Annotated in this window: 13 protein-coding genes; all 13 read left to right on the forward strand. The window is 64.0% G+C overall.

The annotated features are described in order from the left end of the window. Positions 1–104 precede the first annotated feature (104 nt). On the forward strand, positions 105–2,261 hold the full coding sequence (locus tag CSC66_RS15330; protein WP_162378286.1) for an adenosylcobalamin-dependent ribonucleoside-diphosphate reductase: 2,157 nt from the start codon (positions 105–107) through the stop codon (positions 2,259–2,261). A gap of 125 nt (positions 2,262–2,386) precedes the next feature. After that, on the forward strand, positions 2,387–2,995 hold the full coding sequence (locus CSC66_RS15335; RefSeq protein WP_162378287.1) for a hypothetical protein: 609 nt from the start codon (positions 2,387–2,389) through the stop codon (positions 2,993–2,995). Between the two features lie 92 nt (positions 2,996–3,087). Continuing rightward, complete coding sequence (locus tag CSC66_RS15340; RefSeq protein ID WP_162378288.1) at positions 3,088–3,873, forward strand: TSCPD domain-containing protein; 786 nt, start codon at positions 3,088–3,090, stop codon at positions 3,871–3,873. A 290-nt stretch (positions 3,874–4,163) separates the two neighbouring features. Next, complete coding sequence (locus CSC66_RS15345) at positions 4,164–5,132, forward strand: IS5 family transposase (protein ID WP_162378289.1); 969 nt, start codon at positions 4,164–4,166, stop codon at positions 5,130–5,132. 138 nt (positions 5,133–5,270) lie between these two features. Continuing rightward, positions 5,271–6,812 carry an AAA family ATPase gene (locus tag CSC66_RS15350; protein WP_162378290.1) on the forward strand — a complete coding sequence of 514 codons (1,542 nt, stop codon included), beginning with the start codon at positions 5,271–5,273 and terminating at the stop codon, positions 6,810–6,812. Positions 6,813–7,033: 221 nt separating this feature from the next. Further along, positions 7,034–7,309: a hypothetical protein gene (locus CSC66_RS15355; RefSeq protein ID WP_162378291.1), complete on the forward strand. Its 276-nt coding sequence runs from the start codon at positions 7,034–7,036 to the stop codon at positions 7,307–7,309. Positions 7,310–7,336: 27 nt separating this feature from the next. Further along, positions 7,337–7,516 (forward strand): hypothetical protein, encoded by a 180-nt coding sequence (locus CSC66_RS15360; RefSeq protein WP_162378292.1) that lies wholly within the window; start codon positions 7,337–7,339, stop codon positions 7,514–7,516. 62 nt (positions 7,517–7,578) lie between these two features. Continuing rightward, positions 7,579–7,956, forward strand: a complete 378-nt coding sequence (locus tag CSC66_RS15365) for a hypothetical protein (RefSeq protein ID WP_162378293.1) — start codon at positions 7,579–7,581, stop codon at positions 7,954–7,956. 98 nt (positions 7,957–8,054) lie between these two features. After that, a complete protein-coding gene (locus CSC66_RS15370; RefSeq protein ID WP_162378294.1) occupies positions 8,055–8,534 on the forward strand; it encodes a helix-turn-helix transcriptional regulator in 480 nt (159 codons plus the stop codon). Continuing rightward, on the forward strand, positions 8,534–8,944 hold the full coding sequence (locus tag CSC66_RS15375; RefSeq protein WP_202935670.1) for a VOC family protein: 411 nt from the start codon (positions 8,534–8,536) through the stop codon (positions 8,942–8,944). The genes CSC66_RS15370 and CSC66_RS15375 overlap by 1 nt, the downstream gene beginning before the upstream one ends. Further along, positions 8,941–9,171: a hypothetical protein gene (locus tag CSC66_RS15380; RefSeq protein WP_162378296.1), complete on the forward strand. Its 231-nt coding sequence runs from the start codon at positions 8,941–8,943 to the stop codon at positions 9,169–9,171. Before CSC66_RS15375 ends, CSC66_RS15380 begins: the two co-directional genes overlap by 4 nt. Positions 9,172–9,420: 249 nt before the next feature. Then, on the forward strand, positions 9,421–9,795 hold the full coding sequence (locus CSC66_RS15385; RefSeq protein WP_162378297.1) for a polyhydroxyalkanoate granule-associated phasin: 375 nt from the start codon (positions 9,421–9,423) through the stop codon (positions 9,793–9,795). Between the two features lie 111 nt (positions 9,796–9,906). Next, on the forward strand, positions 9,907–10,147 hold a 241-nt coding region (locus tag CSC66_RS17645), incomplete at its 3' end, for a hypothetical protein (protein WP_238394419.1).

Here is a 10,147-nt window from a genome sequence, read left to right on the forward strand (position 1 = left end):
CCGGCGAGCGGCGCGCATCCACGCGACCCGCCGGCGTTGCCGTCCCCGCTCCCGTCCGGCCCCGGAAGTACGAATCCAGGTGCGGTAAAGGAGAAACAACCAGCATGAGCACGGTGCGCCTCGAAGTGGTCCAGGACAACACCAAGACGAGCGGCGAGATCCCGCTGCAGCCCGCCTCCCAGGACATCTGGGACAAGAAGTACCGCCTGAAGACCAAGCAGGGCGTGCCCCTGGACGCGGACATCGACGGCACCTACCAGCGCGTGGCCCGCGCCCTGGCCGACGCCGAGCAGACCGACGAGAAGAAGGCCTACTGGTACGAGCGCTTCCTGTGGGCGCTGCGCCGCGGGGCGATCCCGGCCGGCCGCATCACCTCCAATGCCGGGGCGCTGGAGCACAAGCCGGCCACCAGCACGATCAACTGCACCGTCTCGGGCACCATCACCGACTCGATGGACGGGATCCTGGACAAGGTCCACGAGGCCGGCCTGACCCTGAAGGCCGGCTGCGGCATCGGCTACGAATTCAGCACGCTGCGCCCGCGCGGCGCGTTCGTCGCCGGCGCCGGCGCCTACACCTCCGGCCCGATGTCCTTCATGGATATCTACGACAAGATGTGCTTCACCGTCTCCAGCGCCGGCGGCCGCCGCGGCGCGCAGATGGGCACGTTCGACGTCAGCCATCCGGACGTGAAGGACTTCATCCGCGCCAAGCGCGAGGACGGCCGCCTGCGCCAGTTCAACCTGTCGCTGCTGATCACCGACGGCTTCATGAAGGCCGTGGCCGACGACAGCGACTGGCCGCTGGTGTTCCCGGTCAGCCGCAAGGAAGAGGGCGACATCGACCTGGCCGACGCCGACAAGGTGGTCTGGCGCGACTGGCCGACCCACGAGAACTACATCACCCGCGACGACGGCCTGGTGGCCTGCAAGGTGTACGGGCACATCCGCGCCCGCCACCTGTGGGACATGATCATGGTCTCCACCTACGACTACGCCGAGCCGGGCTTCATCCTGATCGACAAGGTCAACGAGATGAACAACAACTGGTGGTGCGAGAACATCCGCGCCACCAACCCCTGCGGCGAGCAGCCGCTGCCGCCGTACGGCGCCTGCCTGCTCGGCTCGGTCAACCTGACCACCTTCGTGCGCGACGCGTTCACCGACAAGGCGCGCTTCGACTGGGAGGAATACAAGGAAGTCGTGCGCGTGTTCACCCGCATGCTCGACAACGTGGTCGAAGTCAACGGCCTGCCGCTTCAGCAGCAGCGCGACGAGATCATGCGCAAGCGCCGCCATGGCATGGGCTTCCTCGGCCTGGGCAGCACCCTGACCATGCTCAAGATGAAGTACGGCTCGCCCGAGAGCCTGGGCTTCACCGAGCAGATCGCCCGCGACATGGCCGTGGCCGGCTGGGAAGTGGGCCTGTCGCTGGCCATCGAGAAGGGCCCGGCGCCGATCATGGAGGAGCGCTTCGAGGTCACCGCGCAGATGCTGCGCCAGCGCCCGGAAATGGCGAAGGACGGCTGGCGCGTCGGCCAGGAGATCCCGGGCAAGGTGCTGCACGCCCGCTACAGCCGCTACATGCAGCGGATCGCGTCGGTGGCGCCGGAGCTGGTGGACGAGCTGGCCGAGGTCGGTTCGCGCTTCACCCACCACAGCTCGATCGCCCCGACCGGCACCATCTCGCTGTCGCTGGCCAACAACGCCTCCAACGGCATCGAGCCGTCGTTCGCGCACCACTACAGCCGCAATGTCATCCGCGAGGGCAAGAAGTCCAAGGAGAAGGTGGACGTCTACAGCTACGAGCTGCTGGCCTACCGCCACCTGGTCAACGCCAAGGCGATGCCGTTCGCCGAAGAGGCCGACGCCAAGCTGCCGGACTACTTCATCGCCGCCGACGACATCTCCCCCAAGGAGCACGTCGACGTCCAGGCCGCCGCGCAGAAGTGGGTGGACAGCTCGATCTCCAAGACCGCGAACGTCCCCACGGACTACCCGTACGAGGACTTCAAGGACATCTACCGCTACGCCTACGAGCAGGGCCTGAAGGGTTGCACCACGTTCCGCTTCAACCCGGCCGCCTTCCAGGGCGTGCTGGTCAAGGAGAAGGACCTGGAGAACACCACCTACCGCTTCGAGCTGGAGGACGGCTCGATCCTGGAGGTCAAGGGCAACGAGGAGATCGAGTACGACGGCGAGACCCACACCGCCGCCAACCTCTTCGACGCCCTCAAGGAAGGGTATTACGGCAAGTTCTGAGGCTTGAAGGCCGCGGCGCGCGCTGTTTCCGGGCGCCCGCCGCGACCGCTTCACCGCTGCATGGCGCCCGGAAAGCTAGCGTGTCCCCGATTACCACAAACCAAGAGCGCCCCCAGGAGGGCTCCATGAGCAATGGCAATGGTGTGACGGCGACCCTGTCCGAGGCCGCCGAAAGCGTCAAGGAAACCGCGTCCGAGGTCGGCACCGCGATCGCCACCACCACCAGCAACACGGTGAAGAAGGCGAAGAAGGCCGCCACGAAGGCGCGCAAGGCCGCGAGCAAGACCGCGACCAAGGCCACCAAGGCGGTGAAGAAGGAAACCGCCAAGGTCAGCAAGGCGGTCAAGAAGCGGACCGCCAAGGTCGGCAAGGCCGTGAGCAAGACCATGTCCACGGCCAAGAAGAAGCTGACCGCCGCCAAGGACGCCGCCACCGCCGAGGCCGAGGCCCTGCGCAAGAAGCTGGGCAAGAAGAAGCCCGCCAAGAAGGCTGCCGCCAAGAAGGCGGCTCCGAAGAAGGCGGCTGCCAAGAAGGCTCCGGCGAAGAAGGCCGCGGCGAAGAAGGCAGTGAAGAAGGCGCCGGCGAAGAAGGCCGCGACCAAGAAGGCCGTGAAGAAGGCACCCGCCAAGAAGGCCCCGGCCAAGAAGGCGATGAAGAAAGCCGCGCCGAAAAAAGCCGCCGCCAAGCGCGCACCGGCCAAGAAGGCGCCCGCGAAGAAAGCCGTAAAGAAGTAAGCACCACCCACGCAAGACGTCCCTCCCCGTGACGGGGAGGGACGGTGGCGGCGCCGTCGCCGCTCCCACGCAACGCACACAGGACACGCAAGATGGCCGTCAAGATCGACAAGAAAATCAAGGGTTACGCCGTGGTCACCGCCGAAGAGAAGGCGCGCGAAGCCGCGCCGCCGGTGGTCGCCGCGCCGGTCGACCGGGCCGTGATGGAGGCCGAGGCGGCCAAGGACAACATCATCCACATGCACGAGCGCATCGAGCGCCCGGAAGTCCTGATCGGCAGCACCTACAAGATCAAGTCGCCGATGGTCGAGCACGCCATGTACGTGACCATCAACGACATCGTCCTCAACGCCGGCACCGAGCACGAGCTGCGCCGCCCGTTCGAGGTGTTCATCAACTCCAAGTCGATGGACCACTTCCAGTGGATCGTCGGCCTGACCCGGATCATGTCGGCCGTGTTCCGCAAGGGCGGCGACGTCACCTTCCTGGTGGAGGAGATGAAGGCCGTGTTCGACCCGCGCGGCGGCTACTTCAAGGCCGGCGGCGTCTACATGCCCTCGCTGGTCGCCGAGATCGGCGCCGTGGTCGAGGAGCACATGAAGTCCATCGGCCTGATCCACGACCCGGAGATGAGCGCCCACCAGAAGGCCCTGATCGCCGAGAAGCGCAAGCAGTTCGAAGAGCGCTCAAAAAAAAACAGTGACGTGACCGCGGCGCCGGCTGCCGCGAGCGCCGGCACCGAGGACATCGCCGTCACCGGCGACGGCACCAGCTTCCCGCCCAGCGCCACCATGTGCCACAAGTGCAGCACCAAGGCGCTGGTGATCATGGATGGGTGCGCAACTTGCTTGAATTGTGGGTATAGCAAGTGCGGGTAAAAGTGAGTTGATCAAAAAGGTCAGGTGCGAAACCTGACCTTTTTTCACAAGCGGCCTGGGGAGGTCGTTTTGAGCGTCCGAGCAATCACCATTCGCAAGTTCAAGGCAATTGACGAGTTACGGCTCGACCTTGATCGAATAAATCTTCTCGCTGGCGGAAATAATGCGGGGATGAGCTGTGCTCTTCAGGCCATTCACGTAGCCGTTGCGTTGGCCCAGACAGCTAAGGAAGGTCTGAACAACTCCCCCGACTGGGCGACAATAGCGCAACGCAACAGGACTGACGATCGATGCAGCTGACGTTCGGAGACGCCGAGGGGATGAGCAAGCGCAAGCGGACCCGCAAGGAGATCTTCCTGGGCGAGATGGAGCAGGTGGTGCCGTGGAACGCGCTGCTGAAGCTGATCGAGCCCCACTACCCGAAGCTGGGCCGTCCTGGTCGGCAGCCGTACGCGCTGGCGACGATGCTGCGCATCCACTTCCTGCAGCAGTGGTACGCGCTGAGCGACCCGGCCATGGAGGAAGCGCTGTACGACACGGCGGTGATGCGCCGCTTTGCCCGCCTCAGCGGTTTGGACAACATCCCCGACGAGACGACGATCCTCAACTTCCGGCGCTTGCTGGAGAAGCACGATCTGGCCCCGAAGATCCTGGAACGCGTGAACGCGCACCTTGCCCGGAAGGGCCAGAGCCTGCGCGCGGGTACGATCGTGGATGCCACGATCATTGCTGCGCCCAGCTCGACCAAGAACAAGGACGGCGAGCGTGACCCGGAGATGCACCAGACGAAGAAAGGCAACCAGTGGTACTTCGGGATGAAGGCGCACATTGGCGTTGACGATGAGTCCGGGCTGGTGCACCACGTGGAGTGCACGGCGGCCAACGTGGGTGACGTGACCCAGGTGCACAAGCTGCTGCACGGCAAGGAAGAGACGATCTGCGGCGATAGCGGCTACACCGGTGCGGACAAGCGCGAAGAGATGCAGCACGTCGTTGCCGGCTTCCTGATCGCGGAGAAGCCGTCGACGATCAAGGCGATGAAGAACAAGCGCGAACGCAGGTATGCCGAGCGGTGGGAGCACTGCAAGGCCAGCCTGCGTGCCAAGGTGGAGCATCCGTTCCGGGTGGTGAAGCGCCAGTTCGGCTACGCCAAGGTGCGCTATCGCGGGCTGGCCAAGAACACCGCGCAGGTGCTGACCCTGTTCGCGCTGTCGAACCTGTGGATGGCACGAAAGGATCTGCTGCCTTCTACGGGATAGTTGCGCCTGGATGGCGGGGAAACCCGCCAGAACAGGGAGAAAACGGCCGAAATCGGCCTGAAAACAGCAAAAATGGTCGTCTGAAATGGCGCTGGCACCGAAAGTCCTGCAAATGCAGTGTCAGGGTGTGTTGCTCAGATGATCCCTAAGGCAGAAGGTGCAGCGAATTTCGCCCCCGAGAAGCTCCGATATGCACCTACGGACCTATTTCTAGACCTTAAGCATCGCGAACGCCTTTCTGAGTCTGGTGCGCCCGTTTCTGTGGTCTTCGAAGTCGACAACGGCGGCGTAACCGCGTCCTTCTCAGTCACGCTGCGCCGAGGTAGAAACAGCACCATTAGCACTGTTGCACCAGGTGAGCTAACTCACGGGCTGGGCGCCGCAATCTCCAGTTCTGAGAGGCCATTCAGCGTCTATGAGCCGGGACTTGCAGGAATTCCAAGCCGAGAAACCTACCAAGGTAGGCTTGTGGTGGACCGTGGTGCTGTCCGTGGGGATGCCAACCTTTACCTGCGCAACGTTCTGCATCGCCTCTACAGAGATCCAGTTAAGAAGGCAAAGTTCGAAGCGCGGATAGAGCATCTGTTCCCGGGGCTTCGGATTCATGCCGACACATTTGACGAGAATCGACACGAACACATCCCTATCGAGTACGAGAAGCACGGTGTGCGTCGACCACTAGACATGGTGGGAACAGGTACGTTGCAGGCGATCCAGATTATCGGGTATGCGAGCTTCTACCAGCCAACACTTCTTCTCCTCGATGAACCCGACGCACACTTGCACCCGAACAATCAAGTTAAGTTGGTTGAGGCTCTTGATCTATTGTCGAAGGATGAGGGGTTGCAAATTGTGCTTGCAACACACTCCCGCCATGTGCTGCAGGCGGTGCACAACACCAATGATGTCGCAAGTTTTCACTTGAAAGATGGTGCGCTGGTCGGGACAGATCCGGACCTTTCCGCGTTGCTTGTTGATCTGGGTGCCGTCGACAAGTACGACACACTGAGTTTGCGCGATAAGGATTGGCTTGTTCTGGGGGAGGACAAGCTAGCAGAAACGGACGAAAATCACCCTCTGCATATCCTTTTGCAGAACTCAGGAATCCAGAGAGCAAACTCGATCGTGATGAGCTTCCACGGTTGCACCGAGCTTCGCTCCGTGGCGCTATTGGCATCATTCTGCGCGGCTCATCATCCTAATGTTCGAATCTTGGTGCACCGAGACAGAGACTTTATGACAGACGACGAGGTTCGATCTGGCATACATCAGAAGTTCTCGGCGCTATCGAACGTCTCGGTTTTCGTGACAGATCTATGCGATCTGGAATCCTATTTCGTCGAGCCTGCGCATGTGGCTGCCGTTTGTGGGATCGACGAAACCAGCGCTGCACAGCTTGTCGATGAGGTGGCCAGAAGGGAGCACAATCATGTTGTGACGCGCTTCAATGATAAGCGGCAGGCGTTGCACAAGCAGTTCGGTCGAAGCTTAGAGCTCGCACCAACGGCCTCGTTGCGCTCTCCAAACATTCCATTGCCACCCGCGCAACGTGTCGGCAAAGAAATATTGGAATGGGTCCATAGTGAGCTTAGAGCTCGTAGGCATCTGGGTGATGACCAATCGCTTGTCGTTGAATCTGCAGTTCTACGGGCTCCGTCGCTTAGTAGCGCGATTAGCTAGGAAACGGGGAGAGCGGGGTCAGGTTCACTTACGGAGCAGAGTCAGAAGGCGGATTCCGGAATAGTGGTCGGATTGCAGCTTCACTTCCCCGCTCGAATCGGTGCATCGGCTCGTCATCCCCTTGAACGCAGTGGACAGCCGTGTGGCAGGCGGGCCAGGCGCGCTAAGATTCAGCAGGTCCCATGCCGCCGCGGGCATGCCAGGAACGAAAGGATTCGATCATGAAGAAGAGCTTCCTTCGCGTCGTCGCCGTGCTGTTTGGCATCTGGGCCGTGTTCAACGCCATCGTCTTCGTGGCGAAGGGTTGGGAGCTGGACAACGGCTTGGCCGCGCTTGGCGCCGGCCTGCTGGCGTATGCGTACCAGCGGCCGCAGATGGTCGCCACATTCGCGCTTGCGGAGCGGCCGGCTCGCGATGTTAGCGGCATAGCCTTGGCCTTCTCGGGCGCCCTTCTGTTGTTGGCCTCCTGGCTGGTGGACCCCTCCCGTCTGCCATGACGCAACAAACCTGACAAAGGAGATGTCATGTACTTCCTCGAGGTCGCACTGTTCGTCGCTGGTCTGATCCTGCTGGTGGTCGGCTACCGAAAGAGCCATCGCAACCTGATGCTCTGCGCCGCCATCACCCTGTTTCTCTCCGCGGCGCTTCCGTCGGCGATAAGCGGCTTCTGGGAAGGCTATACCGAAGCACGCTCCGCAAGATGAGTGGAAGATGCCGGGGATTGGAGTGAACTTTCCACTTGCATCGGACCCAAGAGGTGCTCGCAATGCTCAAGCTGATGCTTCTGGCGGCTTCGCTGGCTGTCGCGGACCCGGTCAGGTTCGAAGAGGCCAAGGCGCTTGCCGATGCCAACGAAGCAAACCTGTCCTCGGGTATGCGCAATCAATTGTTGCAATCCCAGGGGGATGCCTTGGCGTCGGCGCTGGGTGCCTGCGCGCAGCCGGGCATGGATCTGAAGGTGTTCACGCTGGTGTTCCGGTTGAATGCCGAGGGCACAGTTGCCCGCAGTTGGCGCGAAGGGGAGACGCCTCTGGCGCGATGCGTGCATAAGGAGCTTGTGGCCTCGGGCTTCGAGGGGGTTTGGCCGGATCCGTTCTACACATCGATCAAGCTGACACTCACGGCCGAGCAACCGAAGATCTGAAACAGGGGTAGGGGCGCAGTTCCGGCGTCGAAACGGTGACCCACCCGTGCCGTATGCTCGCGCTCGGCCACCATCCAACGACGCGCGTCGACACCCGCATGCCCCAGGACCCCAAACTGCTGCGCCGCCTCCTCCGGGCCAAGGACCGCATGGATGCCGCCTCGCACGAGGACTGGCCGGTCAGCCGTCTGGCCGAGGTGAGCGCCTTGTCGCCGGCGCACTTCGCGCGGGCGTTCAAGCAGGCCTTCGGGCTGCCGCCGCACCGCTACCTGCTGACCCGCCGGATCGAGCACGCCTGCGCGCTCCTGCGCGAGACCGGGCTGCCGGTGTCCGACATCGCCTTCCGCACCGGCTGGAGCAGCCTGGGCACGTTCGGGCGGGTGTTCCGCGAGGTCACCGGGGCGCACCCGGGGCAGTTGCGCCTGGACGCACGCGCGGCGGTGCAGGCCCCCGGGCGGGTGCCGGGATGCGTGCTGGGCGCCGCGCAGCGGCCGGACCTCGAGTCCGCAGTTTCGGAGAAGCGCCGGCGGCGCGTGGGCGGTACAACGTCGGCCATCAAATCCGACGAGGTGGCGTGATGGAAGGCGTGGGCGTGGTGGGGCTGTACGTGCGTGACCAGGAAGAAGCGCTGTCGTTCTACGCGGACAAGCTCGGCTTCCGGGTGCACACGGACGTGGGCAATGGCGGCTACCGCTGGTTGACGGTGCAGCACCCGCAGCAGCCGTCGTTCCAGCTCGGCCTGTTCCTGCCCGGCCCGCCGGTGCTCGATGCCGCCACCGCGCAGGCGGCGCAGGCGCTGGTGGCCAAGGGCGCGATGCCGCCGCTGGTGCTGACCGTGGCCGACTGCCGCGCCGCCTACGCGCGCATGAGCGCGGCCGGGGTGGAGTTCACCCAGGAGCCGATCGACCGCTACGGCACGGTGGACGCGGGCTTCCGCGACCCGTCCGGCAACGGCTGGAAGATGATCCAGCCGCGGGGTGCGGCATGAACTTCGCGCACGCCATCCGGCAGCTGCACCGCTGGGTCTCGATCCTGTTCGTGCTGGCGGTGGTCGCCAACTTCGTGGCGATGGCGTTCGGGCCGACGCCGCCGTGGATCACCTACTCGCCGCTGCCGCCGCTGGCCCTGCTGGTGCCCAGCGGCCTGTACCTGTTCGTGTTGCCGTACCGGAGCAGGCGCGTGCGGGACCCGTCCGTGCGCGAGGGCGATGCGTAGCCTTCTCGCAATGGCATGTCGCGGATAAGCTGCATAGCCCGCACTTCGGGTCCGGCTATCGGGAGTAGGTCATTTACGGGAACCGCATGTGATCCGGCTGCTTCTGCCCGCCCTTGTTCTCGCGCTGCCTTTCAGTGCCGGGGCCATCGTCATCCAGAACCGGGGTCAGAGTGCACTTTCCAGGCACTTCACGCCGCGCCGCCGGCGCGCAGCCTAGGCTCCGCCTACGCCAATCGCAGGAACGCACCCATGAACCGCCCGCGCCGTCCACGCCGCGGATCGGCCAGCCAGCTGGTCGAGCTGGGCATCGCCGCACCGCAGGTCGTCGCGCACCGGCTGGCGCGGATGGCCGCGGCGGGCGCGACGCCGTCGGCGCGCGACCGCCGCGAGTTCACCGGGATGGTGCTGGAGAAGCAGACCGCCTTCGCCCAGGGCTGGATGGCGATGTGGGTCGAGGCCGCGCTGGCGCAGCAGCGATTCCTGCTGGCCTGCCTGTCGGGCACGCCGTGGTCGGCCACGCAGGCGCTGCGGGCCGGGGCGGACTGGGAGCGCGTGCTGTCCCGCGGCCTGGCGCCGGTGCGGCGCAAGGCGGTCGCCAACGCGCGCCGCCTGGCGCGGCGCTGAGGGGGCAGGGCGCAGGACCGGTCCGCCGAGTCCGGAGCTCGGCCATTGGTGAAATTTTGTCCGGCGCCGGAGCTTTTTGCTCGGGCCGCCGAGCCCGGAGCTCGGCCGTTGATGAAAATTTGTCCGATGCCGGAGCTTTTTGCTCGGCCCGCCGAGTTCCGAACTCGATCGATGGTGAAATTTTGTCCGACGCCCGAGCTTTTTGCTCGGCGCGTGAAGAAAGAAGGGGGGTGTCCGATTTTTTGTGTGCAGGGCAGTGATCAAGGTACTGCCCGCTCGATGCGGTCACCGAACAGTATCGCGAACTGGTTCATGGCGGCGGTCCAGTGGATCGGGGGCTTGTTCCAGATCG

It is taken from the genome of Pseudoxanthomonas kaohsiungensis (assembly GCF_010211765.1).
Classification (GTDB): Bacteria; Pseudomonadota; Gammaproteobacteria; order Xanthomonadales; family Xanthomonadaceae; genus Pseudoxanthomonas; species Pseudoxanthomonas kaohsiungensis.

Bases quoted from the DNA above. Each gene is read 5' to 3' on its own strand.
- CSC66_RS15370 (WP_162378294.1), top strand. From the start codon at position 8,055: ATGCCCCAGGACCCCAAACTGCTGCGCCGCCTCCTCCGGGCCAAGGAC.
- CSC66_RS15350 (WP_162378290.1), top strand. From the start codon at position 5,271: ATGATCCCTAAGGCAGAAGGTGCAGCGAATTTCGCCCCCGAGAAGCTC.
- CSC66_RS15340 (WP_162378288.1), top strand. From the start codon at position 3,088: ATGGCCGTCAAGATCGACAAGAAAATCAAGGGTTACGCCGTGGTCACC.
- CSC66_RS15355 (WP_162378291.1), top strand. From the start codon at position 7,034: ATGAAGAAGAGCTTCCTTCGCGTCGTCGCCGTGCTGTTTGGCATCTGG.
- CSC66_RS15365 (WP_162378293.1), top strand. From the start codon at position 7,579: ATGCTCAAGCTGATGCTTCTGGCGGCTTCGCTGGCTGTCGCGGACCCG.
- CSC66_RS15330 (WP_162378286.1), top strand. From the start codon at position 105: ATGAGCACGGTGCGCCTCGAAGTGGTCCAGGACAACACCAAGACGAGC.
- CSC66_RS15335 (WP_162378287.1), top strand. From the start codon at position 2,387: ATGAGCAATGGCAATGGTGTGACGGCGACCCTGTCCGAGGCCGCCGAA.
- CSC66_RS15385 (WP_162378297.1), top strand. From the start codon at position 9,421: ATGAACCGCCCGCGCCGTCCACGCCGCGGATCGGCCAGCCAGCTGGTC.
- CSC66_RS15375 (WP_202935670.1), top strand. From the start codon at position 8,534: ATGGAAGGCGTGGGCGTGGTGGGGCTGTACGTGCGTGACCAGGAAGAA.
- CSC66_RS15345 (WP_162378289.1), top strand. From the start codon at position 4,164: ATGCAGCTGACGTTCGGAGACGCCGAGGGGATGAGCAAGCGCAAGCGG.
- CSC66_RS15380 (WP_162378296.1), top strand. From the start codon at position 8,941: ATGAACTTCGCGCACGCCATCCGGCAGCTGCACCGCTGGGTCTCGATC.
- CSC66_RS15360 (WP_162378292.1), top strand. From the start codon at position 7,337: ATGTACTTCCTCGAGGTCGCACTGTTCGTCGCTGGTCTGATCCTGCTG.